Source organism: Marinobacter denitrificans (genome assembly GCF_008795955.1).
Classification (GTDB): domain Bacteria; phylum Pseudomonadota; class Gammaproteobacteria; order Pseudomonadales; family Oleiphilaceae; genus Marinobacter; species Marinobacter denitrificans.
Window position 1 is genome coordinate 96,629 of record NZ_VMHN01000011.1, and the last position, 24,595, is coordinate 121,223.

Genomic DNA, 24,595 nt, shown 5'->3' on the forward strand with positions numbered 1-24,595 from the left:
GGTATTGCGTATGGCTATGAAATGGCTTCATAAAATAGCTATATTATTGTTATAAATAGTGTTTTCAGGGGTTGGCCGTGGCCATTTTCGTGAGATTTTAAGAGTGAACAGCAACGAAATTCACTCAGAGGAATCACAAAATGGAAACTCAAATCTCTCTCAAGAATCTGACCCTGTCACCGCTCAACGTCCGGAAAGTTAAAACATCAGTGGAAGAAGATGCGCAGCTCCGCGCTCTGATAGAGTCGCAGGGTGTTCTGCAGAATCTCATTGTCATTCCGTCACCCGATGCCGAGGGACGGTATGAGGTTATTGCCGGTGGACGCCGACTCAGCGCCTTAAACCACCTTCTTGCCGAAGGAAAGATCGATGCCGAATTTCCAGTCCGGTGCGTCGTGAAGACGGAATCTGAAGCCATCGAAGCCAGTCTGGCCGAGAACTATCGCTCGGATATGCATCCCGCTGATCGCTTTGTTGCCTACAAGGCCATGCTGGATGCAGGACGATCCATCGAGGACATCGCGAAACGATTCGGTAAGCCTGTCACCGAAGTTAAGAAACTCCTGAAACTTGGGGCTGTCTCCCCGGTGATTCTGGACGCCTTCCGATCACAAGAGATGAACTTTGACATGGTCATGGCCTTTACCGTCACGGACGATCAGAAGGCTCAGGATTCCGTCTTCGCAGAGGTAAAAGAGCAGTATCACCCTTCTCCCCGATTCGTGCGTCAAAAGCTGCTCAACACCGATGTTACGACTGAGGACACCACCTTTAAATTTGTCGGGCAAGAGGCTTACGAGGCCGCCGGTGGCACGTTGTCCGAAGACTTGTTCGCGGACAGCCAATACGTCAACGACGTCGACCTCCTGAATCGTCTGGCCGATGAAAAGCTCGAAAAGCTACAAGAGTCTTTCAAGGCTGAGGGCTGGGGCTTCGTGGAGGCAACTCTGGATGGTGGGTACAGCCACCCACTTCGGTTTGCTCCGTGTATCGAAGGTGAAACCATCACCGCACCAGACTCTGTTGTTCAGCAGTATGAGGCGAAGGAACGGGAGCTTGAAGGCCTGATGGAGGCGGCCTCGGATCACGAGGACGAAGAAACCAACGAACGGTTCCGTCAACTGAATGAAGAACTGAGTGACCTGAAGGACACCATCGACGCTTCTCGTGAATTCTCCAACGAACAGAAACAGTCAACGGGCGTTCTGCTTTCCGTAGACTTCCGGACAGGCGAACTGGTGACAAAGGTTGGCATCGTTTTGCCAAAAAAGGAGTCCGAAAAGGCGCAAAACGGAGATGGCACTATAGCCGAGACACCTCAACCTACCGAGAGCAACGCGCTTAAAGTCGATCTTGAGTCATACCGGCTCCAGGCACTTGAAGCCGCGATCATGCAAAAAGCAGAAATCTGTCTGGACATGACCATTTTCACAATGGCCAAGACAGTGCTTGCGGGTTCAACGTGGTACCGGAGACCCCTTGGAATCGATCTGGATGTGAACACCTTCTCTGCCACCAAAGACATTGAGGAAACCTCCGCTGCTGCTGAAATTCGGAAGCATCGTGATGCCTTAGAACTGAACTGGCTGGCCCAAGAAGGAGACTTGGAACAGTTCAAAACATTCCAAAAACTATCCAGAGCGAGCAAATTGAACATCCTCGCCCATTGCAGTGCTCAAACGCTCCGCTGCGCGACCAATGAAGTTGAGCAATACGTTGCTGAACAGATCAAGTTCGACCTGAGTAAGCACTGGCAACCGACGAAGGCGAATTACTTCAACAGGATCAGGAAAGGCAAGCTCATCGAAATCCTGAAAGACCTGAAAGGCGATGAGTTCGCTTTGTCTCAGGCTGACGCCAAGAAAGGCGATCTGGCGACGATTCTGGATGAACTGGATGAAACGAAAGGTTGGCTCCCCGATTCACTCACCAAAGCAGCATAGGGGCGCAATCAGAGTGAAAAAAGGGAGCCGGAATCAGGCTCCCTTTTTGTTTCGGGCTTGCCAGTGAAGCATAGTCGTGTATACCTAAGGACTACAGCGGAAAAAAGTCATGACTTGCATAACCATAAACTGGCTTTGCAACCGAATGGATCGGCGACTTTTCCACAAATTCTGTGGATAACCTTATTGATAAAGTGCGCTGTCGGTCGTCCAGCGCAGACCTTACTTGGACCTGTCACAATCGATCATTTTTTGAGCGGGATTCAGCGTCATGGACAAGACAATCGTTCACAACGGAATAGCACGAAAGTGTAGCCTTGGCGCGGGCGTCGCGCTGCTGTTTCTGGTCAGCCTATCTGCCGGTGATGGTGTTTCATTCAAAGAGACTTGGGGATGGATTTGCGGTGGCATACTGTGCGGATTTGCTGCGATTCACCCAATTTCAAAGGTCTACGAGCGGTCTGCCCAGAAGTACGGCGAATACTGGTGGTTCAAAGTTATGGTGTGGCTGGTCAGCATGGCTTTTGCCCTCGTTCTGGCTATAATCTCGATTATCTGGCGAATACTGCGCGGTGACGGGTCGGAGCCATATGACGATCACAGAGCGCCTGGCTCTGTATTCAAAGAGCCGCTGCACCCCACCGATGCTGTTTACGACCAGTCTCACGATGTTTACTACGGCAACGAGCCTCCTAGATAGCCTCTTAGCATAGATCGCCGTAACGTAGCCGCCTAAAAGAAACAGGGCGGCCAGTCGGCCGCCCTATAACTCTGGCTCTATTCTTATTTCCTGCCTCGGCTTCCGCCGCCTTGGTTACCGCCTCTGCCTGGTAAAAGACCTCTGGTGTTCCGCATAGTCCCAGCCATGCCGCCAGCAAAGGCCGAGCTTCCGGCAGCCATACCGCCGCCTACACCGCCACCACCCATGCCTCGAAGCATTGAACTTCCGGCCATGGCCATGATGGACAGCCAGATCATTGGCAGAATAAAGATGGAGCTCATGCTGACAATCCGGATCAGAAGGCTATTGGTCATCTCATCAAACCAGCCTGCGTTGGTCGCATAGATCTGTAGGATCCGGTTGTCGAACCAGTAAGCTGCCGCCCAGATGGCATTGATAAATTCCAGGCTGAACCAGGTAACCGCCAATGCGAAAAAGGAGCTGAAGCCATAGCTTCCAAAAATCATTACGAAAGGAGCCGCGATGACCACGATCATCTGGAACATAACCAACAACATGGGCCCGGCCACTTTGAACATCTGCTGTATAGCGTTGGCCTGCAGAAATTCGTTGGCTGACGTCAGAACGTTGCCCAGCTGAGTCGCGTTATCCCACATCTGGGACCAGAAGCCTTTATTCGCGTCAAAGTTATTGCTCATGTCCAGCTGAGTAGCTGCTGACAGATCACTGTGGTTATTTTCAAGAATCAGCTTCAGGATCATGTCTTCTTTGACCTGGTCCGGCTCGGTCTGTTTGCTGAAAACGCCAGCACCCCAAGTCTTCCAGTCATCAACAATGTCCCCGACTTCATCGTCAGGAATGTCGTCAAGAATCCTCTCTCGCAACCCATCGCCGCCATTGTTGAACCATCCCGCAGCATTTCTCTCGCCAAGCCAGACTTCTTCGCAATATGGATAGACACCGGTTTGATGGGCTGCGTCAGAATCTCGCCATGTAGGTTGTCGGGAGAATCCCTTGTTCTCATAGTTCGCAACGTATAGCTCTTTATCCCGGTAATAGGCATCGGCGTAGCCCAACAGAATGCGACTGCCCACCCAATCGATGTCTTCCCAGGGTTCAACGTTGGTCAAAACCATGGGATTGCCTGTCACCGGATCGACCGGCGGGTTGGCCTTGTACTTGTTCACGGCCGGCTTATAGCAGGCTTCGTAGAAGTTCTGGATGTCCTTACGTAGGGTTTCATCCTGGATGGTGATATTGGATATCCTCATCAACATGAACTCGTAGTTGTTCACGCAGGTCATGGATTTGATGGAAGTGTGCGTAATGGCCGTTGAAACGGTTTCGACCAGCGTCCAGGCAACCGGTTTGTGAACCTGCCACGTCTGGAGATCACTCATAGCAGAATCAAAGCCCGTTTGGGTATTGTCTCCGGTCCCTGACGCAGTGCTGGAGGGTGTATTGGTGTTCGAGGCCGTCCCACAATCCTGAACCGTTACCTCGTAGCGAACGCCAGAAAGCGTCGTGGACATGCTTTTATAGGGGATGACGCACAACATGAGCACCAGGATCATTCCGAGCAGCGTTGTTTCCATGCTCTTGATCGTCTCACTGGCATTGCCGGCGGAATAGTTTTCCTTAAATGTACTCACGACAGCAACAATGAAGGGAATCAGAGCCACCCCGGTTCCGACGAGGACATCCCAGATGGCCTCGTACATATTCCAGCCAAACATCATTGTGTAAATTTCGAGGTAGGTATTGGCGACCATTCCGGCTATCTCCCTATGCCGAACTGTTGGATAAGTACGATCTCGACAAACGCCAGCAACAGAGCAATTTTCCACCACTGCGATCGCATGAACTTAAAGTCCGCGGCATGCTTTTTTTCCAGCGCAAGCCACTTCTCGTTCGACGTTTCGCCGCGATCCGGCAAACGGGTGGCGTAGCGAGAAATCGCTGGCCAAGCGGCCACTATGGCGACAAAAAAGGCGACTCTGTACCAGGTCAATTCGGCTATTAAGTCGAGGGATTTGACCTCCTCTGCCGAAGTATCCGTCAAAGCCGCGACAACCATGCCGATGATCATCAGGGCAGCGACGCCGCCCATAGAAACCATCAGGAACTTCCGGGTTTTTTGCATCACTGAACTCCAAAACTGTTCAGGCCGGACGGTTTGTTGCCTGACGGTAGGTTTGTGTTTTGGTAGATCCGCTCTTCGGTGCCTAGCAAATGGCCAATTGTTCTCTCTGCTACCGCCTCGCGGGTCTCAATTTCCTGATCGAGTTGGGCCAACTCAACGTTCAGGTGATCAATCGCGTTATCAATAATGGCGATCGCGGTATCCATGTTGGCAACGTTCGGCTCTTTAACGCCCGAACGGAGCATTTGAGTTAGGAAGCGACCCTGCTCAACAAGACGTGTATACGCAATTTCGCTCGACAATTTGCGCAGCATCTCTTCCTGAACGGTTGGATTACGCTTTCGGATGGCTTTGATGACAAGATCGGTCACACGGACCCCAGGAGGAGCGGAAACCCGATTCAGGTTTTGCCAACTGAGAGCCGTAGTTCCGTCCACCAAGTCTTCGAGGTCATCGTAAAGATCCTGTTCCATGTCACGATGACGGTAGGCTAGACCTTTGCCAGGGCGGGAAGTGATTTTTTTACAGTTATCGCAGGTTCGGATTTCAGAATCGCCGACCACGGATACTGCCCAATCGGCGGCCTGAATCGGACCGTTCCAGTATTCCCAAAGCGCGTTGCCCTGCCCGTCTGCAACGGACACAGACGCCGAGTCACAGCTGTCGTTGCGATCAAACAGGACGTTGTAGCCCACCATCACAACGTCTCTTAAGGCACGGATTGGCGGCTGTCCGGCTCCACCTTTTTTGCTGTTGCAGACCCATTCTGAGCCCGCATCGCCGTGGTTAGAGCCATCCACGTTCTCTTTTGCTGCCACAGCATCACCACCAGTAGCCCCAATATTCCAGGACCAGTCCGCCACCTTGGCGTTCATCTTGAACTTTTCCCATGGGTAATCGGTGGAATCGCCCATCATCAGATTCGCCATTTCCTGACAGGACGATTCGGCGAATTCAAAGTCCATCTTGCCCTGCAGAATGCCCTGCTGAAGAAGGTCATAGAGTCCAGGATCGGCTTTTTGAATGGCCAACGCCGGCAGGGAGGCAACCGCAGCTGTCGCGCTGTTAATGACGTTGTCCATCATGTTTTTGAAACCGTCCGTGAGTCCGTTCAACTGGTTTTTCACCGTCATTTTTGGATCGAACTCACCACATGCCATGTTCAAATCCCAGCCTGCACCAAAACTCAAAATCGGTATCGAGTGAATTTTGGTCGGCGGACCAGAAATAAGCCCTCCCCCAATCTGATAGTCCATCAGTGTGTTCAGCCGGGGCGACGTTGTTTCCATCGCATTCGCGCTAGCCGCCAACGATCCCGCAAGCACCACGCCAATCCATTGATTACGATTTTTCATTGCCTTAAATCCTTATAAATCTTTTGATGACGGTCGGTTTGGAACGTCTTCAGCCAGAGTGCCAAATCAAAGACGACCCCCGTCGTTGACAGCACTTGTATGCTCGCCAGAAATTCCAGACATAAGAATCGTCGTCGGAACGCTTACTCATTGAGGGTGTGGCGCCATAGGGAAACTTTTGGCATGAGCTTTCATCCTGCGGATACAACATCTGGAAGACACCGGTATCTTTATCGTTCTGATTCAGTGGGCCGGGCGGCCAATATCCGTCTTCACTGGGCTGACCGATGGTGAAATAAAGGTGAGGCTCGTTCGGGCGGGTCACGAAGTGCATGGCGCGAAAAGCGGTAAGAACACCCGATTTAAGACCGTCCGCCTGGGTCAGAAACCCGCTTCTGGGAAATACACCTCCATAACTGTTGTGGCCAGATCCGAGTCTATCCATGCCGACCGCCCATGAAATCGGGTAGAAAAATTCCGGCAGGTGCCAGCGCCAGGCGATGGAGTCCAGGTTTGAGATGAAATAGGGATAGAACGGGAAGGTACGTCCTGCACAGACCATTCCAAATAGGCCCTGGGCCAGCGTGTTATAAGCCACCAGCGCAGGATTCCCGTATGAGTCCACCAATTTGAAATCGAGGTTTACATGGTCATAACGGGTGGCTTCATTGGAGCGGCCACCTTCTACCTTGTCGACGTTGTGGTTCGTGACCCATCCAATCATGGTTGTCACCCATGAGGAATCGTTCTCAGCCATTGAGATCTGGTTTATGTCCTGGGATTCGGTCCATGGCTCCCCGGCAGCGCGGTCATAAGACTGCACCACCAGGTCCGGTACAAAGTTTTTGACCTTGATGGACGTGTCTACCCAGCAGACAAAGGCGGCACAGGTCATCCAGATGCAAGCACCACGGATTTCCCAGTCCATACAGCTCAGAGCGGCGGACATGGTCTGATCGACGATTTCGAAGGTATCGATGACGCCATCGTAGGTGTCGTTCAGCTCGCCATGACAGGCGATACATTCCACCTGGCCATCACGTTCTTCCAGGCGGTTCTGGGTGTCCGTAATGGTCGCGTCCCTGACTGCGTCCAAATCGCCCGGGTCGTAGTTCGTCCACTCGCTCGGGTAGGCAAAAGCGTTCCCGGCACTGCCAATCAACACCAGAAACACCAGAGAAATGAACGTCCGCATGTCAGTGGTTCTCCCGGCTATAGACGGCCAGTGCCGCCTTTAATGAGCGCTCGCCGTAAACCACTTGGCGGTCGTTGAAAACGATGGCCGGAAGCTTTTCGATGCCAAAGCGCATCGCAGCTTCAATGGCCTGGGCCCCTGCTTGTATTTCCTGATTGATCGCTGGCCAGTGGGCGCTGTTAAGCACCTGGCTGAAAGCGTCTCTATATGCTTTCTCGACCTTGGTGGGTTGGATCTTCTTCGGGACCAAGGCACGCATCCGTTGATTGAGCTGCTTGGTTGCGCGATTTTTGGAGTCCATGTCGTATACCTCAATTTGCACCCGGTCAGACAAGCGCTCGTCCTGCAGGACAAACTGATCATTGGTTTCAAATATCCGGATGGTCTGTATGGAGTCAGCCGCGAGCGTTGAGGCACTGGCAAGCACCGTAACGACAAAACCCAAGGATTGAAGCAGATGACGATTCATCAGTTGTCCTCCTCCGCAACGGTCGCACGAAGGGTTTCCATGACTTCTTTGGCAACAACCTGCTGGCCCTGCTCGCTCTGGAGTTTCTCAAGGCGCTCGAGAGTGACCCGGGCTTGAGACATGGGATTATTCGCCGCCGGTACCGGATCGGCCGGTTTCGGAGCGATGCCACGGTAAAAGTCGATCATCTTGCCGACATACTCCGCAGCTTCCACTTCCGTGATGCCGAACTTGCGCATGTATTTGGCACGCTCGGTTTTTTCATCTTTTTCCGTGCCCGCCAAGGACAGGTAAAGCGAGGGCGGGACGTTCCGAAACAGGGCTTCCATGTTTTCGGACAGAACAACGCCCTCGGTGTACTTCTTGGGCTCTTTCCGAGCAGAAAGCATGAGCTGCTTCTGCTCAATACTGAGGTTTTTGAAACGCGCAATTTCCTCGATTTCGTCCTGAGGCATAACCAGGGCAATCCACCACTCGATCATGTTGAGCATCTTGCGGGCGGAGTTGGGGAAGTCCCCCATGTTCTGAGTCGCTACCCACCACCAGGCACCAAGCTTTCGCCACATCTTCACGACTTTGACCACGAACGGCGCCAGCAATGGATTTGTGGTGATAATGTGCCCTTCGTCTGTCAGCATCACGATCGGACGCTCGTCGTGCTGATGCTTCTCGGCAAGGTTGTTGATCCGCATCATTATTGAGGTATAGGCGATCGCCAGCTGAGCGTTGTAACCCTCCCGGGCGAACGTCGCTAGGTCTACGATAGTCACATCGGTATCCGGCCAGCCATCTCCATCTGTATTGAAGACCTCGCCCTCGAACCCATCACAGAACATCCGTAGGGATTCTCCCATTTCGAAAGCACGGGACTGACGGTGTTCCGGGTAGGCCGGATCTTTCGTGATCATCCGGAATCCTTCCGAGACATCCGAAGTCATGGTGCGGCGGCCTTCTGACCTGGCGAGCTTCGCGCCATTGAGAATCGCATCCCGGATCATCCGCCGGTCTGCACGGGTTAGCTTTTTCGCCTCCTCCTCTTCACCGCCGGTGATCATCAGTGTGGCGACAATTTCCATCTCACCCATAATGTCCCGCTGCTCGTCACCCTCGTCGTCCGAGCCCGAGTCCTCATCCATCATCATGTCGGCCAGAACGTCCATGGCCGCACGGGCGCGAACATCCTTGCGCTCTGCTTCGGTCAGTTCGTCATAGGACTTGGTGATGTCACCGATGCGGATTTTCTCGGGGATGTGTGCGATCAAGTCGTCTTCGCCAACCAATGCAGAATCAGAGACGATTCGCGAGCCAAGCAGATCTTCCTCATCTTTGGACAGCATCTGATCGGCGTCTACGAAAGGCGGCAGCGATACCCCTGCCCCAGGCTTGAGCTGAATCTTATTTACAGACAGGCCCTGAGAGGCGAAATAATCAGCCAGCAGACCAAAGCTGTTACCGGCCTCAACAATGAACAGCCGCGGGCGCTGGAGTGCCATGATCTGGGCTGACATGTTGGTGATGTGTGCCGACTTGCCGGCACCGGTCGGGCCAAGAATGAGGCCATGCGCGTTCTTCTTGCGGTCATTCCCGTTGAACGGGTCGTAGGACACCGGCTCGCCACCGCGATTAAAGGCGGTCTGCCCCGGATTTCCGGTACCGCGATGCCGCCCGAAAAGGGAGGTAAGGTTTGCTAGGTGTTGGGCCCAAACAGGACGGGTCGCCTTGAAATTGGCGTCCATGCTGGGCTCGTAAACCATGGGCAGGTTGTAAATGTACGCATCGAGGCCGAGGGATTCGTCTTCTTCCCGAACCGGCGCGAGCTGATTCGTCAGCAGAATCGTACTGGCCGCGTTGGTTTTTTTGCGCAGGTCTTTCAGGTTTTCGCCACGCAGGTAAACACACATCATCGAGCGATAGATCTTGTGCTTGTTACCCATAAGAGACTTGGCAACTTCGCAGTCTTCGCGCGTCATCGTTGCGTCGACGGACTCACCCTTGGATTTGTCCTGAATCCGGTTGATATGGTTCTGAACTTCGTCCTGAGGCGTGACGATAATGGTCGTTGCGATCATAGTGCCTGGCGGCATCTTATCCATCATGCAGGAAGCTTTGCCGGTTGATAGGCCGTCCGGAGTGGTCGCACTTACTTCGCCGGCGATCTGGCCGATCTTGGGCGTCCGACGAATCTTGTGCACTCGCAAACAACGGTGTGGGAGGCCATCAAACCACCAGGTTTGTGACGGGGCATCAGACTTTGGCAAAGCAAAGAACAGGCTTTCAGCGAAATCATCACCGGCCGGCAAACTTTCCTCGTCTGGGTAGGACGCCAGTTCAACGAACTTCTGGCGATCTCCGTCGGTAAGCTCCGGACGCGGATTGAACCACTTCAACAGCCATTCATAGACTTCCTTTCCGCCATTACGAACCAGGCCAATTCCAGCATCTCGGAAAGCAGCATCCAGCTTTTCGATAGTGTCATTGAGCTCTTCTTCCGGCGTCATGCCCGCGTAGGATTTCCACTTCTCGGGCAGTCTCCGGTAGACAGCGAGTTTGATCCGGCGCTGGCCACCACTCCAGGGCGCATCGAGAACTTCTTTATCCTCGAACAGTCCGCCTTCCTTACAGATTCCGCGCAGATGGATTTCCATCGTTCTCAGCCATTCCTGAGTGAACGATGAATCCCGGCAGTAGTGCTTCGGGTAGAGACGCAATTTCTGGATGTAATCTTCCAGGTTGTCGTCATCATAGGTGTACTGCTGGATGATCCAGGGCCCTGCCGTCATTTCCTCGAAGCAGTCCTGAAGGGCGTCCTGAATCATATCCCGCCGATTCTGCAACCAGTTGTAGGAACGACCTTCTGTGGCAATCGGGATGATGTCGAAAACAGCACCTACGCTTTTCCCGTCATCCAACAGCATCGTTTGAGACTCGCTTTGGAATTCATACCAAGGCAGTTTCTCAACGAACGATGAGGGGCGGCGGTAAATGCGCTTTACCGCAGTTTTCGTGAGTGGTTTGCGCTGCCCTTCCCCGTCATTACTGGCAGTCTGGATTCCGACGTTCGGTTTCACCGGTTTCTTCGGTGCCGGCACCAGAATGTCTTTAATTGCCTTGGCTAAGTCCACGGATTACGCCTCCTGTCCTTGCGCTATCTCGGGTGCAGGGCTATCAGCCGTGGCTGGGAAGGCGGCCTTATCACCTTTCCGATCCCACACCCGTCCCTGAATCAAATATGCGGTTTTCGTTCTGCTTGTCTGCGGAAGACCTACTTTCACTGTGTTTGGGTTTACGGCTCTCACCCTTCAGTCTCCGAATCGGTTCCCAAGATCAGAAAGCTCTCCGGGAAGCGCATAATGGTCCTTTTCCCACATTCTGAATTCGGTCAAATAACCCGGAATTGGAACTTCGTCCTGGGTCGCCAGATGCGGACCAACGAACATGTACATTTTCGGGTTCGGCAGCATTCTGAACTTGCTCTGCAACTGGGTTTTCTCGGTGCGAACGTAGTCACTAAGCTCCACATCGCCCTCGATCATTGGGCGGCGAATTAGCGACCGGGTATCAATGAGCTTGCCATCCCCAATTCCGCTCATGTGCTGGCCATAAACGGTTGCCATGTCCCTGTCGGGCTGCGGAATGAAGTTGTCCTTGTTGGCGCAACCTGCCAACGAGAGGCTAATCAAGCTGGTAATCAGAACGGCGCGAGAGGTCTGCATAGTGATTTACCTTTCTTCCTTCAGGGTCATAGTCGATAGCGATTTGCTCAGTCACATGCACAACAATCTCAGTGCCTGGCTCTACATAAATCGCGTCAAAAGAATTGCTCTGGCGCTCGTCCAGCCAGTCCGTGACTTCATCCAGACCGCTGGCAATGGCATCGTTTCGGGCGACAACAGTCGGATCCCCTGTCAAGGCCTGGGTCGAACCGCCAAAGGCATTGGTTTGTGTGGCAAATTCGGCGTCAGCTTTCGCCTTTGAGTAGGAACTGGCCGCTGTGAGCCCGATTCGCTGCGCGAGGTAACTGGGTGCGTTTGTGATGCGCTTACCGGTTACACAGGGGATGCCATACTTATCAGAGAACCAGGCGATAGGCTCAGCGCCGGAGGCGCCGGGTTCAGGAAAGGTCACCAGAGTTCCGTCCTGGAATGTGAACGTCATGCTCTCGATCTGGCCGCTGACGCAGGATAGAGTCCAGTCGCCTTTGGCAATGCCGGACATTTTGATGCCGTTCAGGCCGGGGATTTTGATTCCGTTCGAGGACAGGTTTTCTGGTCCCACCATGATCTTAAAGGGGTATGGATCAACTACCTGCCCACCCACCGGAATCCGGCCCAGCATCGCAGTCATGGAAATTGAGCCGAGCAGAGTCGCGTTGTCCGGAATCGTGTAAGCCTTGATTGACCGCTCTTCCTTACTCTTTTCGGTTGCGTTCCGCGCGATCCCTGCGGCCGGCGCCGGCAATTCATCTGGGTTCAGCGAGAAATCGGGCAGAGAAATCTTCGACGGATCCGTAGGATCGACTGTTGCCTCTAGCGGGTTCGTCCACACCACCTGGTCATAATCCACCGGGGATCCGGTTTGATCGTATCCCAGGCCCGTCGGGATGCCCGCTGAATTGATGTCATAGCCATTGGCAGAGGTCTGGCTGCTTTCCTCCTGGCCTTGCAACTCTTCAAGACGCTTCTCCAGGCGAGCAACAAGGCCGCGGGTTAGATCCTGTGTGTGCTCAAGCTCACGCTGCTTTGCTTCGGCGTCACGTTCAGCATTCTGAAACCGATTCTCGATGCGCCCTTTGAGGTTGCCTTCCATCTTGAGCAACTTAGAGATTTCCTGCTTCAGGCGCTCATTTTCTTTCTGTAGCTTGACCGAATCTTCGCGGACAGCGCGCGTCTCTTTCGTCAGTGTTCTCATGGTTTCAACCGGCGTATCGACGTCCACCCCGAATTCATCTTTCAGGTAATCGTCAGCCAGCGGATCTACTGCAAGCCCGTTGTCGACAATGGCTGGGCCCGATTCAATGGCGGATAGACCCTCCAGTTCAGAAGCTGAAGCAACCGCACCGGCCTGAGCCTCGTCGGATTTACCACCTTTCATGATCACCACGAACAGGACGGCAACAACGACAACCGCAAGACCTTTGACCACAATGTTTGCATTCATGTCGTGTCCTCAGTTCTTGGCGTTGATGATGGACTGAGTTTCCTGACGCAAATCCTGGTAATGCGTCCACGGATACAGGGTTTCCTTCAGCGGCCGCTCTGAAATCAGGTAGAGGATGGTGCTGTCTCCCGGAGTACCATTTGGCTCCAGCGAGTGATGCTGGAAGGTGGCATGGGAGAACGGGAGATTCAGATCCAGGTAATCGAGTCCAATGGCACGGTCGGAAATATTGCGGACGTACATCGCCGCGAGGTAATAGCCGCCACCGCTGTAACCAAGGACCGGCTTGGAAACCGTGGCGTAACGCGCGTCACCTTTGAAAATGCGAACCGCTCCTTTCACGCCAAGCGTGATCTCGGAGATCCCGGCGCGATCCCGGTGAAGTCGAGTCGGACCATAAAGGCGCTGCGCGGCATGGCGTGTCAGATCGATCGGAGTGACTCGCTTCACTGGCTCTGGCATCGCGGCTACGGCTTCCGCCTCCGGAACCTCGTTGTCCGTTTCCAGAACAATGCGAATTTCCTCAAGCTCTTCCGCGTTTTCGGGCGCTTCGGTCGAAATCAGGTCAAGCAGAATGACCTGACCGTCGGCCATGCGACGGACCTGGACCCGCTGCTTGTCGAATTCCTCATACGGTTTGAAGTGAACAGCACCTTGGGCCGACTGGACGCGGAACAGCTGCTTCATCTGCTGCCCTTTTGTCACTCCAACCTGGACATGTGAACCGAACTGGATCGACCGTTCCTGGCCTTTATGCAGCTCGATCGTGACCGGCAGGTTTTGGTAATGAATGATCTCTGTTGCCGTGACCGACCCGGCCATGAAAAAAAAGATTAGGGATTTCAGGATGTACTTACGCATGTCACTCACCCAATTCTGGAGATGTAGTGTTGGTGTTTTGGACGTCGTCGTTCTCGACAATGGCGCCCTCAAGACGACGCGGTTTTTTGTAGAAACCGTCCAAGGCAAGGCCCCAAAGATTGCATTCGGGGTCAACATCCCAGCGAACCAAGCGGATTGGGTAACGGACAAAGATGTCTTTCACGATTTCTGACCGGAAGGTTTCCTTAACGTTGACGTCGTAGAAGGCCACCCAACTGTCTTTGGATTCGGTGTACACACGCTTGGGCGTGTATGGGCGATCAGGCATTTCCTGCAGTGCCCGGGTGCGGGTCAATTCATGATCGAGCCGACGTTGCTCATAATCGCGCTCGAGTTCACCTTTAAACCGGGGGGTGATGTAGCAGCTCAGTCGTTCAATCTGCTGCTTGTAATCGTCTTTGCCATCGACAGGCCAGTTATTCATCTGCTGCCAGATGTAATAGCCGAATGCGTAGACGTTGAACGGATGCCGCTCGTTGATGCCACGAGTGGAGCCAGAGCGCAGGTCAGGCGGAATATCAATCTTGATCCGCTCCGGGGCTTCTTTCCATCCGAGGATGCTGTAAATCAGGGCGATCGCGAGAATCCCGACAAAAATTCGTAGTGTCAGAATGTGAGCATCCCGTCCGTCGAGAGCCTTTTTTAAACGCGCCACTCTCAGTCCTCCGTTTTGGTTTTAACTTTCACTACCGTTCTCTCGCGGCGTATGTCCCAGGCCTGAGAGGTCTCGATGTAGTCGAAATTGATAAAGCTGAATTTTTGCTGTGCGATCTTTTTGAGATAGACGATGTGCAAACCATCTGGCCGGCGGCGCTTCAGCCCTGTGAGGTATCTGCCAACCAGCAAAAGCGAGACGATGGCCATACCAACACCGATACCGACTCCGAAAAGTCCCCATCCGAATGGCAAGAGAAGAAGAACGGAAACGGGGATCCAGAAGACCAGGCCTGCGATTATCAGCACGACCACTTCCGTGTCCGTCAGGCCCCGGAAAACGACCGGCTCTTCAATGAGCCGGTCTGGGATGAAGTCGATTTCTCGACCCTTCATACCGATCTTTTCCATTAGAAAATCACGGTAGCCGCTTGCGTCAGGAGGTAGACCACGAAGACAAGCAACAAAACGCCCATGCCACCGTGCATACCCATGTCGCCCCAGGTCTTCTTGCCTTCGCCAATCTCGTTGTAGGTCGCAATCATGTTCTTGGCGACAGCCAGAAACGCGATGGTGCCGAGGATCAGACCGAGGACGATGGCGATATCAAAGGCGTAACCTTTAAGCAGACCGATATAGTCGCCCTGGGCCGGTGCGTTGGTCGGGTTAGCGGTGGCTGGCAGAGCTGCCTGAACCTGAGTGCCGAATGACAGGAACGCCATTGCCGCAGCTGCTTTCATTGCCGTGTACTTCTGCATTGCTTGTTTCATTCTGGATTTCTCCTAGTTTTTGGGATGGTGCTTTTTGGGTACTGCTAGGGTTACTGCGCTGGTCAGTTGATGATTAGGAAGAGCATCACGAGGAGAACGAAGACCGCCCGCGCCCAAATGAAGATCATTTGTCCGGACTTAATCTCCTCGTTCGCCCAGTTTTCGTAGGCCTGCATGCAGGTCCAGGCGATGAACGTAATCACTGCGACAACGGCAATCATTTGGGCCAAGGTCAGAAGGTTCGCTGCTGTCATCCAGCAAGAGGCGGCACCATTGCAACCAGAGCCATCCTGAAACCATTGATGCTGATCAGGACTCATTGCTTGTGCTCGGTGTAGTTGACGCTGAGAGCGTCGATGGTTGACGGAACCACTGGCTCCATGGGTACTGTCAGGTGATGCGTAATGCCGTGCTGGATCTTTCGCAGGTCACTCAACAGAATCTCGTAGTCAAACTGCGTCCGGTCAGAAGCATTGCTTCGGGCGCGAGCGTTCAGAACCAGCGCCTCCAGAGCCGCCAACTCGGACTGGATGTTTGAGAGCGCTTCACGCTCCGCCCAGATGTCCGCAGCTGCATTTGTGCTGGTCGCAATCAGGCTGGAAAAAAGAATCGTTTTGAAAACTCTCATCGTGATCTCTTATCTGGTGAGTTCTGATGAGAGCGATTTAATCAGGCACACTTGTAAAAAGGCTGATCAAAAGGTCACAGGTTGGTGACCTTTTAAAAGGGGAGGAAACGTGTGTGGACGTTGATCGGAATTGCGCCCATAGATGGGCTAATTGTGCGTATTAAGTGGATCGTCAAAGGTAAGAAACGCTCGATATGAGCCGGACTTGCGAGCACCCAGCCGGAGTTTCGAGAAAAACCCCTCGTAATGAGGGGCGGGGCTTGCTGAGGTTCAAACAATACTCAGAGGTACTTTTTGAATTTCGAGCTCATCACCATTAAACACAGTCCAAACAGGACAGCGAATGGTGTGATCATATAGTTCGGATGGATGGAACTGGGAATCGCCAGGTATAAAATCCACGCGAGGGCAAGAGTCGGAATCGCAAACTTTTTCGCCCAGTGATAGACATAGCCAGACTCATTTCCACCGCGCCACCGCCTTAAGTCACGCTGCATCAGTCCGTCACAGACGCCAACGACCCCGAATAGCACGAAAGCCGGCATAGAGAGCATTAGCACCGCAATCCGGACGAAGAACATGATCAGGATATATATGGCCGCCATCAGGTACTCATAATATTCGGCGATCACGCCCTTCATCATCAGAATAATCTGACCGTCGTTGGCGTCGGGTGTTCTCACCGACTGCAAACTGTCCAGCAGGCCAGAATCGACAAATAGAAAGCTGACCACTTTGGTAATGGTCGAGCTTGCGGAATTCACAGCGCCCTCATTTGTTTGGTCTTTCGAGTTCAGCGATTCACTCAGATAGCCGATCTCCTGGAACATCATCTCTTCCGCATTTTTGTAGGTGGGCTCATCCTGGAAGAAGCCCATGTTGATCCACTCTATGACGATCGACATGAACGCACTGAACAACAGCAGGCCAATGACTTTCAGAATCAGATCGATTGATTTGCCGACAAAGCCACGCTTCTGAGCGGGATGTTCCGATTTACCCTCTGGCATTTGTCAGTTCCACCATTGCTCAGCTGTATGATAGTTCCGATCCATTTCCCGGGTCAGAGCCTGCATGTTTTCCGGCATATCATCGTCATCGTCCTCAACGGGTAACGGAAAACGAACCTTCCAGAGTTGACCGCCATCCAGAAGACAAAATGCCTGACCTTTTGGCAGCGCAGTGATGTGACCGGGCTCGAGCATCGGGACCCGCAGCATCGAAATCCGGTCCTGGGTGCTTGAGGTAAAGTCGACGCTTGAGTCTGTGTCGGACGAGTCATTGGCACCAGAGACAGTCATAATCTGGGCAATTTCGACTTCAGGCAGTTGATTCGTCAGCAGCTCGGCCGTGTCCTTTTCCTTTACCCTAAGCATAATCAGGTTGTTGAAGTTGCCCTCAACCTGCCGTGCCTTGGCGACATTTCCGAGTCTAGCTTCGAGGTCCTGCCGAGACTGAGAATAAGCAGTGATCTGCATACCCGATCCACCGGACTTGTTGACCATCGGCAGAAACTCATCTCCGATCAGGTCAGAGAATTCGTCGGCGTGAAGACAAACCTTTGGAAGTGAATTGGCCTGACCCTCAAGCATTCCGTGTTCAAAACCATGCTTGTAGATATGGCCACAGGTGCTTACCAGGTCCGAGAACATGGAATTCCCCACTGCGGAGGAAACTTCCGTATCGCTCATGGCATCCAGCCCAACGTACACGATGCCTCGCTTCCGTATGATCTGGGTCCAGTCGAAAATGGGCCGCTCGTCGGTAACGTCGAAATAATCAGGGGCGAGCAGCTTCCCGATTTTGCCGGTCGTCAGCTTTTCGAGAAGCGGCAGAAGACTGGCCACGAGCTTGTCGAAGTAGGTTTTGTCGTACCGCAAGGCGGATAGAAGGCCGTGAAGTACCGGATCGCTGACGTGCAACTGTTCAACGTACTGCCTCAGGGCCTCTGTTCGGGGATTGGCGTGCTTTGCAAGTCGGGGGTTGGCCTTGTATTTCTTCTCGGCGTCGCCTGTCATCGCATTGATGTCCTCGATCCAGCCTTCTTCACCATTCCTGGGCAACCACCAGTCCATGTATTCGCAGAACAGCGGTTCAATGTCCGTCACGTACCGAAGAATGTTGTTGTAATCCGGACGCTGCCCCAGGCTTACCAATGCCCGGGCGACAATGTTAATGAAGCGCCATGCGAATTCTTTAAACGCGGCACTGTTACCCTCGGCTGAAAGCTGGCCAGAGATACGACCGGCGATCTCAGTGATCCTCGAAAAATTTCCGACTGCGTTGTAACGGGCGGAAGAGTCCGGAAACCCAAGGTGGAACATGTAGAAATCGTCTTCCCGCCCTGCCCTCTTGGCAGCCATATACATTCGTGTGAGTAGTCCGGCGTCAGATTTTGGATCCAGCAGAATTACTGGCCCGTCGTTCCTGCGAATGTCCTGCTCGATCAGGATTTCAGCCAGCCGACTTTTACCGACTCGTGTGGTTCCCAGGCAAAGGGTGTGTCCCACCCGCTCTGACATCGCCAGCAATACCTGCTTTTCTTCAAGCTCGACGGCGTGGGTTACGGGATTGCCACCCACGGCCGGGTATGGGCGAACAGGATTCAGAGGGTGATCTTTACTGGTCAGATCTGCGATCCATTGGAGCTTCGACCCTTCCAGTTTGCGCTCGAGCTCACGCGCGAAGTTGTTTATCCGGGACGGACGGATGTACTTGGCTGAGATGGGCGCCATGGTGTCCTTCAAACGCTGGGTATGCGTCTGGGTCCAGCGAAACCCTTGTCCGAGGTAAAGGTGATTCTTGAAACAGGGGATCTGGTCAGAAGACATGGCGAAACGCGGCAACCGCCTCAGGTTTCGCTGATACTTGATGACGCTGGACCCCTGGTAAAAGCGATAGAGTCCAAAGACAACCAGAATGACAGCAGAAGTGTAGGCGACACTCGGAGTCATCATCAGTAATGAGGGGGCGGCCAGGCAAATGCCGGCCGCACATACGCTGACTGTTCCGGAATAGAATTCAACCGGCGGGCGAAGCAAAGCCTCGAGCGTCTGGGTGGCCATCAGCGCATCACTCCATTCTTATCAACAAAGAACGGGTAGTGCCGCAGGTTGATGGCTTTTGCCATCTGCTCGCCATTGGTCGCCTGTAGCAAGATTCCCTCACCTGCCACGGACTGCAAATGATTCATCTCTTCGACAGTCGCTACGTTCACCACCAAGCCAATGGCCCGCTTCTCTTTCAGGAAACGCCGGTTCTGTTTGAGCCAGTTAATGGAAACGGAGTCGTAACCGATAATGAACATGGGCCGGCTCAGCATGTCATAACGAATCCCAGCGGCCTCTTGAGGACCGACCCTGCCCACAGTTAATGACGGTGACGAAACAGGGAGATTCGAGACCAAAAACCTTTTGCCTCGGCGTTCATCCTTCAGTTTCTGCAGTTGCTCTTTAAAATCGGAATCTGAAGGAAGGAATGGTTCTGCGGACTGGCCGCCAAAATCACCAATAACCTCGAGTTCATAGAATCCCTTGAGCTGCTCTTTCATGGTTCCAGCATGGACCGGAAGAACAAGTGCTGAGGCCAACGCAATGCCTATTGCTGCTTTTTTCAGATATTGGCCCATAAGCGTATGACTCTCTCTCTGTATGCATTGGCGATTTGTTTGTCTTTCGGGCGCTGCGCTGGCCGGTGATAGCAACCAATGGCCAGCTCCCATGATGAGCATTCCGGTCGTTCGAATTGTTCACGAAGATGTTGAGCCGCTGCCGTGAGATTCAGGTAGGGATCAAAAGCGTCCCAAAGTGAGCGGAACCTTTCTTTATGCCAGCGCCAGTTCATCTGCCCCAAGCCCACGTCAAAGTGGTAATCCCCCGCCTTGACCAGGCCGTCTGCAAACCGGAAAGCCGCTTCGCGTGTTTTGAAGAAGTGCGCCTTTCCACGATGGTTGATCGTCCAGGGCCAAGGCAGTGTTCGGTTTGCATGCTCAGTCCGAGTTCTGGACTCATTCAAAACTATGGCGAAGAAAAGTTTTGCCGGTACCTTCTGCTCCTGACTGACCAACTGATACATCGGTGGAATTTGGGAGGCATGAACGTCCCCCCACAAACCGGCACCGATCAGAAACGCCAAAAGGTATTTCACCGCCCTACCCTCACTCGCCGTATTCGGTGATGTCGCCCGATGCGACATTGAAGGTTCGAACCGCAGGGAGGTTGTCGAGATCAACGCCAAACTCTTCAGCCTTCCCAGACTCGAAGTTGAGCGTGACTTTCCGCGCTCGGACAATTTCCGGATCGATCTTCATGTGGCGTGCCCACTTGGAAATGGACTCCGCTGAAGCACCATCATTGAAAAAAATGTCCAGACGAGAGTTTCGAGACACAGATTTTCTGACTTCGCTGACCAGGTCTTCGCAATCTTCGAGGCAGAAGTCGTTTACAAACAGAGCAACGTGAGTCGTGGTCGCGTTGTACTTCTCATTCCACTCCTGCTCCCAATGAGGAGCATCAATCACGACGGGGTTTTCGCCGAACAAGTCCTTGGCCGCTTTCATGCGTTCCACTTCGAAGGCTAATTCCAGTTCCATGCGCCGAGATTCGACCTTCATCCAGATCATGGCGTAGCGTTCACGCTCAGCAGCGTCCGTCTCGGAAACGCCGAGAGCCGTGAGTGGATCAAGTCCCGGAGACCAAATGCCTCGCGGACCCGACATGATCTTTTTGTACTTGATCCAGTCAGACTCTTTGAGCATCCACTGCTTAGCCAGAGACCGTTCTTCATCCGTCAGTTGCATGCCGGACTTCTGATCGAGACTCGATTGCGCCTGAGAGGAAACATTCCCCATCGAGCGCGTGTCTGTCGGAGTCTGTGCTATCGCAATGTCAGCCGTTACTACGCTGACCAGAAGAGAAGCCAAGAGGGTTTTGCGAATCATGAATTACCCCTCGCAATCGACCATGACTGTCGAGACTTCCCGTCCTTCCGTTGATCGGGGCTGACTCAGGTCGGCGACCAGGACCGGCTGATCGCAGCCCTCTACTTTCACCGGTTCCGATGAAAGATTCGAAATGTAGTAACCACTATCTGTTGGAATGAAAATGCCCCGGGCAAAACTCGTGCTCTCGGAAGCAACCTCAGAAACGTTTTCGGCTTGTGGTGCTGTGTCCTCATGCATTTGCTGATCAGCAGCGTTGAAATACATTCCGCCTCCAACAGCCACAACAAAAAGACCTGCCAATGTGATTGGTTCCATCTCTTAACCCTCCACGCTCAGGCGTCGAACTTTCGAGCCGGCTTTGAAAACCGCCTCACCATTCACGGCACCCTGAAGTTTCCATCCTCGGTAGTAATCACCGACTTTGAGGGGAACCCAACCACCTGATGAGTCCTGTAGAACGACGTAGGGCTCAACACCCCACATGTCGATACTGGCAACCGTGGCACCCTCCAGTGTCTGGACTTCTGCAACTGGCTGAGGCGCTGGCGCCGGTACGGTTTTAACGACAGTCCGTGCCGGTCGCTCACTGAGGGTTTTGACTTTCTTGCTGACGACATCGATATCGAGGCGGTGCTCATCAAGGATTCCCCGATGATCTCCTAACGTGGTCCTGATAGCACCCAGTTCATTTTGGATGCTGTCCAGCACGGTAGACATGGTTGCCAGGTCTGACCGGAATTGTTCAATGTCGGAGATGCGAGCGGTATTTGCAGAAACAGCAGACTGTGTCTGTGCAAGACTCTGAGTGATCTCGCTGTCCTGAGTTACCAGATCCGAGATGGATTCCTGCAGGCCGAAAACCGTTTGCCGGATCTGACTGTCGCTATCGAGCTGCTTAAAGCCGATCACTCCCGCAACGCTGAGCGCCAGTAGCGAAATGACCAAGGCTGAGCCACTCAGCAATTTCCCACCACCTCCTGAAGTTTTAGGTGCTTTCTTTTTGGAGGTTTTGGCCTTTACGGGGATTGGTTCTGGCTCAACTTTGGATTCGCTCTTTGAGCTGACGGCTTCCCGAGACTCAGCCACCGGAAGATCCAGATCGAAATTCTCCGGTTCATCCTCGGATTGTTCGGGGCCGGCATCACGAAACTCGCTTGTCGCGACTCCAGCTTCCTCGAATGCGTCATGAGCCTCGGGCAATGCTACTTGCTCAGGCTCCCTGTTCTTGGCGGCCGGTGAAATACTCTGCACGATACCCTTTTGCAGTTTGCTCATGACTTGCCTCCCAGCTTTTCAGACAGCTCAAAGGCAACCTTGCGATGAACAGGATCTACGATCAGCTCGAAGGCTTCGCCGGAAAGGGTGTTCAAAGCGCGGTCCAAGGTCATCGGCCCAATAGTTCGATGAATGGCTGGGAGAGGAAGATCGAGGAGCACCTTAGCCTCTTCACTTAGTACAGAGGCATCTGCCAAAACGTAGCCTGAGCGTGCCAGGAGAAATTCAACGGTTTGTCCTACGGAATTGATTGATTGAGGAACCCGAGTGCGAATAACCACCTTCAAGGGATTCAGCTGATCAACTGGCGGAATATTTTGAACAAACGAATACCGGCCAGTTTGCACCCGCTCCACTTGTTCACGTTCTGCCTGGTCAGTAGGAATGACTGATTCTGCGTATGCTGAGACAGAGAGGCAGCACAGCAAAGCAAGGGGTAAAACTTTCATGGCAAAAACCTCTGAATAGAATTCAGGGGTAGCCTATGGGGTTTCCCTATTGAATTGCGGTTTAAAAGGTCACGGGTCGATGACCGTTTATTCTTGCCCTCTGCAGAAATCGGGATAGGGGGGAGCCATAAGGCTCCGCCCCTCCCACACCACCCGGCATGCGGGTCCGCACCGGGCGGTTCGAGAAGTTGAGGTTCACGAGAGTTTCGGCACGCCCAAACGGTCGAAGTAGGCAATCGTTAGCACATGGTGGATGGCAGAGAGGCTGTTGTGCCACCAGCGGCGGCTCAGAGCTGCGGCGGATTGCGCAACCTCGGGCTTTGCTCCCAACTTCAGAAGCTCCCGATAGATCGTCGTGCCCCGTCGCCAATGCCGGAGGTGGAGCATTCTCAAACGGCGCCGTATCCATTCATCCAGTGACCGCCAGATCCGTGGCGTCTGTGCCAGTCTGAAGTACCCCTTCCAGCCGAGCAAGTAGCTGCGGAGCTTCTCCACCACCTGTTCCATGCTGCGACCACCTGAGCCTCGGGTCAGTTGTCTGACCCTGAGCTTGAACGCCTGTAACGCCTTGGTTGCTACCGTGCATCGGACGTGTCCGCCCCTCCCTTGCCACAGGGCATAGCCGAGGAACTTGCGACCGAACACGCTGGCTACCGCGCTTTTGGCTTCGTTTATCACCAGACGCAGCTTTCCATAGCAGCGGCGCAGTATCTGCATGACCCGTTCTCCCGCCTTTTGGCTGCGAACGTAAACGTTGCAGTCATCGGCGTAACGAGCGAAGCAGTGCCCTCGGCGTTCCAGCTCTTTATCCACCTCGTCCAGCAGAACGTTGGCCAGCAACGGCGACAGCGGCCCGCCTTGCGGCGTGCCCTCATGCCGATCCATGACCACGCCACCATCCATGATGCCCGCATTCAGATACGCACGAACCAGTCGGATAACTCCGGGGTCGGTGGTGCGTTTCTTCAGGCGGTCGATCAGGATATCGTGATTGACCCGATCGAAGAACTTCGACAGGTCAACGTCCACCACGATGTGGCGGCCCTGCTGGGCGTAGCGTTGCGCAGCCAACACGGCATCGTGGGCCCGACGACCCGGACGAAAGCCGTGACTGTGCTCGCTGAAGGTGGGGTCAATCAGAGGTTGCAGCACTTGCAACAGTGCCTGTTGAATCAGACGGTCGGTGACGGTGGGGATACCCAGTTCCCGCTCACTGCCGTCCGGTTTCGGGATGCCTACCCGACGAACGGGCTGTGGTTGGTAGGAGCCGCTCAGCAGTTGCTGGCGAAGCTCCAGCCACACCCATCGCAGGTGTTCCGCGGTTTGGGCAATATCCAGCCCGTCCACACCTGCCGATCCTTTGTTGGCCTTCACGCGCTTCCATGCCCGCTGCATATTCTCTCGTGCGAACGCCTGCGCAAGCAGGTTTCGCCCTGCGCCCTCCGGTTCTCGTCGCGGGAGTCCTGTTTCATCACTGGACGCGTCCGGCAAGGCTTCACCTTCCCTTGTTGCGACCCGCCCCGCTGACGCGGGCATCTGATGCGTTACATTACTCATCGACCAGGCGTTTGACGCTCCTTCTCGTTCGGCCCTTCGCTCCGTCGTGGCAGCTACTATGGCCTCTGCTGACTTCTCGCTCCGTGTTGCCACGTCGCCCTTTCAGACGTAAAGCGAGATCTCCCCGGGTAAGAACACACTCCTTCACCGCACAACCGCCGGATTTACACCACCTCGCCTTGGCCACAAGAGCTTCGCGGCTTCTTGCCCGCTCGCCCTGCTTGGCAGTGCCTCGTATCCGATTCTTGTTCATCGGCTCACGGTTTATGATCCACGCTTCCTCCCCACGGTCGGTCGCCCTTCCGCAGTTGCGCTTCACTTCGTTCGCTGTGGCCAGCTCACGGGAGGACTTGCACCTCCAGGAGTGCGCCCGTGCCGGGCGCACAAGAAAAAAGCACCCCAGTGGGTGCTTCGCTGTATTCGAGGCCGGGTATAGCGAAACCCGATTTTGAGGCTGATCCGGAAATGGGGCGGTGGGATCGTTGTTCCCCCAA

The 24,595-nt window shown here is 53.8% G+C and carries 25 protein-coding genes; 2 read left to right on the forward strand and 23 right to left on the reverse strand.

Annotated elements, in window-relative coordinates:
- The first annotated feature begins 140 nt into the window (after window positions 1-140).
- Window positions 141-1,943 carry a ParB/RepB/Spo0J family partition protein gene (locus tag FO268_RS20580; protein WP_150995111.1) on the forward strand — a complete coding sequence of 601 codons (1,803 nt, stop codon included), beginning with the start codon at window positions 141-143 and terminating at the stop codon, window positions 1,941-1,943.
- Between the two features lie 271 nt (window positions 1,944-2,214).
- Entirely contained in the window at window positions 2,215-2,643 is a 429-nt protein-coding gene (locus FO268_RS20585) for a hypothetical protein (protein WP_150995112.1), read from the forward strand.
- 83 nt (window positions 2,644-2,726) lie between these two features.
- Here FO268_RS20585 and FO268_RS20590 read toward each other — a convergent pair whose 3' ends face one another.
- From FO268_RS20590 to ltrA, 23 genes are all read right to left on the reverse strand, one after another.
- Complete coding sequence (locus tag FO268_RS20590) at window positions 2,727-4,397, reverse strand: conjugal transfer protein TraG N-terminal domain-containing protein (protein WP_150995113.1); 1,671 nt, start codon at window positions 4,395-4,397, stop codon at window positions 2,727-2,729.
- A gap of 5 nt (window positions 4,398-4,402) precedes the next feature.
- Window positions 4,403-4,768 carry a hypothetical protein gene (locus FO268_RS20595; RefSeq protein WP_150995114.1) on the reverse strand — a complete coding sequence of 122 codons (366 nt, stop codon included), beginning with the start codon at window positions 4,766-4,768 and terminating at the stop codon, window positions 4,403-4,405.
- Window positions 4,768-6,123 carry an integrating conjugative element protein gene (locus FO268_RS20600; protein WP_150995115.1) on the reverse strand — a complete coding sequence of 452 codons (1,356 nt, stop codon included), beginning with the start codon at window positions 6,121-6,123 and terminating at the stop codon, window positions 4,768-4,770. The genes FO268_RS20595 and FO268_RS20600 overlap by 1 nt, the downstream gene beginning before the upstream one ends.
- Before the next feature lie 49 nt (window positions 6,124-6,172).
- Window positions 6,173-7,318 carry a TIGR03756 family integrating conjugative element protein gene (locus tag FO268_RS20605; RefSeq protein ID WP_041335884.1) on the reverse strand — a complete coding sequence of 382 codons (1,146 nt, stop codon included), beginning with the start codon at window positions 7,316-7,318 and terminating at the stop codon, window positions 6,173-6,175.
- A 1-nt stretch (window position 7,319) separates the two neighbouring features.
- On the reverse strand, window positions 7,320-7,787 hold the full coding sequence (locus FO268_RS20610; RefSeq protein WP_150995116.1) for a DUF1525 domain-containing protein: 468 nt from the start codon (window positions 7,785-7,787) through the stop codon (window positions 7,320-7,322).
- Window positions 7,787-10,909 carry a conjugative transfer ATPase gene (locus FO268_RS20615; RefSeq protein WP_150995117.1) on the reverse strand — a complete coding sequence of 1,041 codons (3,123 nt, stop codon included), beginning with the start codon at window positions 10,907-10,909 and terminating at the stop codon, window positions 7,787-7,789. The genes FO268_RS20610 and FO268_RS20615 overlap by 1 nt, the downstream gene beginning before the upstream one ends.
- 177 nt (window positions 10,910-11,086) lie before the next feature.
- Window positions 11,087-11,500: a TIGR03751 family conjugal transfer lipoprotein gene (locus FO268_RS20620; protein ID WP_126813335.1), complete on the reverse strand. Its 414-nt coding sequence runs from the start codon at window positions 11,498-11,500 to the stop codon at window positions 11,087-11,089.
- Window positions 11,460-12,929, reverse strand: a complete 1,470-nt coding sequence (locus FO268_RS20625; RefSeq protein WP_263645076.1) for a TIGR03752 family integrating conjugative element protein — start codon at window positions 12,927-12,929, stop codon at window positions 11,460-11,462. Before FO268_RS20625 ends, FO268_RS20620 begins: the two co-directional genes overlap by 41 nt.
- Before the next feature lie 24 nt (window positions 12,930-12,953).
- Window positions 12,954-13,805 (reverse strand): TIGR03749 family integrating conjugative element protein, encoded by an 852-nt coding sequence (locus FO268_RS20630; RefSeq protein ID WP_150995119.1) that lies wholly within the window; start codon window positions 13,803-13,805, stop codon window positions 12,954-12,956.
- A gap of 1 nt (window position 13,806) precedes the next feature.
- Complete coding sequence (locus tag FO268_RS20635) at window positions 13,807-14,481, reverse strand: PFL_4703 family integrating conjugative element protein (RefSeq protein WP_041335894.1); 675 nt, start codon at window positions 14,479-14,481, stop codon at window positions 13,807-13,809.
- Between the two features lie 2 nt (window positions 14,482-14,483).
- Window positions 14,484-14,891: a TIGR03750 family conjugal transfer protein gene (locus tag FO268_RS20640; protein ID WP_126813331.1), complete on the reverse strand. Its 408-nt coding sequence runs from the start codon at window positions 14,889-14,891 to the stop codon at window positions 14,484-14,486.
- Window positions 14,891-15,250: a TIGR03745 family integrating conjugative element membrane protein gene (locus tag FO268_RS20645; protein ID WP_041335896.1), complete on the reverse strand. Its 360-nt coding sequence runs from the start codon at window positions 15,248-15,250 to the stop codon at window positions 14,891-14,893. Before FO268_RS20645 ends, FO268_RS20640 begins: the two co-directional genes overlap by 1 nt.
- 62 nt (window positions 15,251-15,312) lie before the next feature.
- Entirely contained in the window at window positions 15,313-15,570 is a 258-nt protein-coding gene (locus FO268_RS20650) for a DUF3262 family protein (protein WP_075195089.1), read from the reverse strand.
- A complete protein-coding gene (locus tag FO268_RS20655; protein WP_041335900.1) occupies window positions 15,567-15,878 on the reverse strand; it encodes an integrative conjugative element protein, RAQPRD family in 312 nt (103 codons plus the stop codon). The genes FO268_RS20650 and FO268_RS20655 overlap by 4 nt, the downstream gene beginning before the upstream one ends.
- A 281-nt stretch (window positions 15,879-16,159) precedes the next feature.
- Window positions 16,160-16,888, reverse strand: coding sequence for a TIGR03747 family integrating conjugative element membrane protein (locus FO268_RS20660; RefSeq protein ID WP_041335904.1), 729 nt, complete (start codon window positions 16,886-16,888; stop codon window positions 16,160-16,162).
- Between the two features lie 3 nt (window positions 16,889-16,891).
- Window positions 16,892-18,943 (reverse strand): type IV conjugative transfer system coupling protein TraD, encoded by a 2,052-nt coding sequence (gene traD, locus FO268_RS20665; RefSeq protein ID WP_126813329.1) that lies wholly within the window; start codon window positions 18,941-18,943, stop codon window positions 16,892-16,894.
- Window positions 18,943-19,506, reverse strand: a complete 564-nt coding sequence (locus FO268_RS20670; protein ID WP_225316941.1) for a PFL_4695 family integrating conjugative element protein — start codon at window positions 19,504-19,506, stop codon at window positions 18,943-18,945. Before FO268_RS20670 ends, traD begins: the two co-directional genes overlap by 1 nt.
- Window positions 19,491-20,024 carry a transglycosylase SLT domain-containing protein gene (locus tag FO268_RS20675; RefSeq protein ID WP_052479589.1) on the reverse strand — a complete coding sequence of 178 codons (534 nt, stop codon included), beginning with the start codon at window positions 20,022-20,024 and terminating at the stop codon, window positions 19,491-19,493. The genes FO268_RS20670 and FO268_RS20675 overlap by 16 nt, the downstream gene beginning before the upstream one ends.
- A gap of 10 nt (window positions 20,025-20,034) precedes the next feature.
- Window positions 20,035-20,817: a TIGR03759 family integrating conjugative element protein gene (locus FO268_RS20680; RefSeq protein WP_075195092.1), complete on the reverse strand. Its 783-nt coding sequence runs from the start codon at window positions 20,815-20,817 to the stop codon at window positions 20,035-20,037.
- 3 nt (window positions 20,818-20,820) lie between these two features.
- The gene (locus FO268_RS20685; protein WP_075195093.1) at window positions 20,821-21,135 is read right to left on the reverse strand and encodes a hypothetical protein; all 315 of its coding nucleotides are present in this window, start codon (window positions 21,133-21,135) and stop codon (window positions 20,821-20,823) included.
- Between the two features lie 3 nt (window positions 21,136-21,138).
- Complete coding sequence (locus tag FO268_RS20690; RefSeq protein ID WP_075195094.1) at window positions 21,139-22,095, reverse strand: hypothetical protein; 957 nt, start codon at window positions 22,093-22,095, stop codon at window positions 21,139-21,141.
- Window positions 22,092-22,544 carry a PFGI-1 class ICE element type IV pilus protein PilL2 gene (gene pilL2, locus FO268_RS20695; protein ID WP_041335915.1) on the reverse strand — a complete coding sequence of 151 codons (453 nt, stop codon included), beginning with the start codon at window positions 22,542-22,544 and terminating at the stop codon, window positions 22,092-22,094. The genes FO268_RS20690 and pilL2 overlap by 4 nt, the downstream gene beginning before the upstream one ends.
- Window positions 22,545-22,739: 195 nt before the next feature.
- Window positions 22,740-24,101, reverse strand: coding sequence for a group II intron reverse transcriptase/maturase (ltrA, locus tag FO268_RS20700; protein WP_075195095.1), 1,362 nt, complete (start codon window positions 24,099-24,101; stop codon window positions 22,740-22,742).
- Window positions 24,102-24,595: the final 494 nt, after the last annotated feature.

Coding starts and splice junctions, on each gene's coding strand:
- FO268_RS20580 (WP_150995111.1), top strand. CDS start 141: ATGGAAACTCAAATCTCTCTCAAGAATCTGACCCTGTCACCGCTCAAC.
- FO268_RS20585 (WP_150995112.1), top strand. CDS start 2,215: ATGGACAAGACAATCGTTCACAACGGAATAGCACGAAAGTGTAGCCTT.
- FO268_RS20590 (WP_150995113.1), bottom strand. CDS start 4,397: ATGGTCGCCAATACCTACCTCGAAATTTACACAATGATGTTTGGCTGG.
- FO268_RS20595 (WP_150995114.1), bottom strand. CDS start 4,768: ATGCAAAAAACCCGGAAGTTCCTGATGGTTTCTATGGGCGGCGTCGCT.
- FO268_RS20600 (WP_150995115.1), bottom strand. CDS start 6,123: ATGAAAAATCGTAATCAATGGATTGGCGTGGTGCTTGCGGGATCGTTG.
- FO268_RS20605 (WP_041335884.1), bottom strand. CDS start 7,318: ATGCGGACGTTCATTTCTCTGGTGTTTCTGGTGTTGATTGGCAGTGCC.
- FO268_RS20610 (WP_150995116.1), bottom strand. CDS start 7,787: ATGAATCGTCATCTGCTTCAATCCTTGGGTTTTGTCGTTACGGTGCTT.
- FO268_RS20620 (WP_126813335.1), bottom strand. CDS start 11,500: ATGCAGACCTCTCGCGCCGTTCTGATTACCAGCTTGATTAGCCTCTCG.
- FO268_RS20630 (WP_150995119.1), bottom strand. CDS start 13,805: ATGCGTAAGTACATCCTGAAATCCCTAATCTTTTTTTTCATGGCCGGG.
- FO268_RS20640 (WP_126813331.1), bottom strand. CDS start 14,891: ATGGAAAAGATCGGTATGAAGGGTCGAGAAATCGACTTCATCCCAGAC.
- FO268_RS20645 (WP_041335896.1), bottom strand. CDS start 15,250: ATGAAACAAGCAATGCAGAAGTACACGGCAATGAAAGCAGCTGCGGCA.
- FO268_RS20650 (WP_075195089.1), bottom strand. CDS start 15,570: ATGAGTCCTGATCAGCATCAATGGTTTCAGGATGGCTCTGGTTGCAAT.
- FO268_RS20655 (WP_041335900.1), bottom strand. CDS start 15,878: ATGAGAGTTTTCAAAACGATTCTTTTTTCCAGCCTGATTGCGACCAGC.
- FO268_RS20660 (WP_041335904.1), bottom strand. CDS start 16,888: ATGCCAGAGGGTAAATCGGAACATCCCGCTCAGAAGCGTGGCTTTGTC.
- traD (WP_126813329.1), bottom strand. CDS start 18,943: ATGGCCACCCAGACGCTCGAGGCTTTGCTTCGCCCGCCGGTTGAATTC.
- FO268_RS20670 (WP_225316941.1), bottom strand. CDS start 19,506: ATGGGCCAATATCTGAAAAAAGCAGCAATAGGCATTGCGTTGGCCTCA.
- FO268_RS20680 (WP_075195092.1), bottom strand. CDS start 20,817: ATGATTCGCAAAACCCTCTTGGCTTCTCTTCTGGTCAGCGTAGTAACG.
- FO268_RS20685 (WP_075195093.1), bottom strand. CDS start 21,135: ATGGAACCAATCACATTGGCAGGTCTTTTTGTTGTGGCTGTTGGAGGC.
- FO268_RS20690 (WP_075195094.1), bottom strand. CDS start 22,095: ATGAGCAAACTGCAAAAGGGTATCGTGCAGAGTATTTCACCGGCCGCC.
- pilL2 (WP_041335915.1), bottom strand. CDS start 22,544: ATGAAAGTTTTACCCCTTGCTTTGCTGTGCTGCCTCTCTGTCTCAGCA.
- ltrA (WP_075195095.1), bottom strand. CDS start 24,101: ATGAGTAATGTAACGCATCAGATGCCCGCGTCAGCGGGGCGGGTCGCA.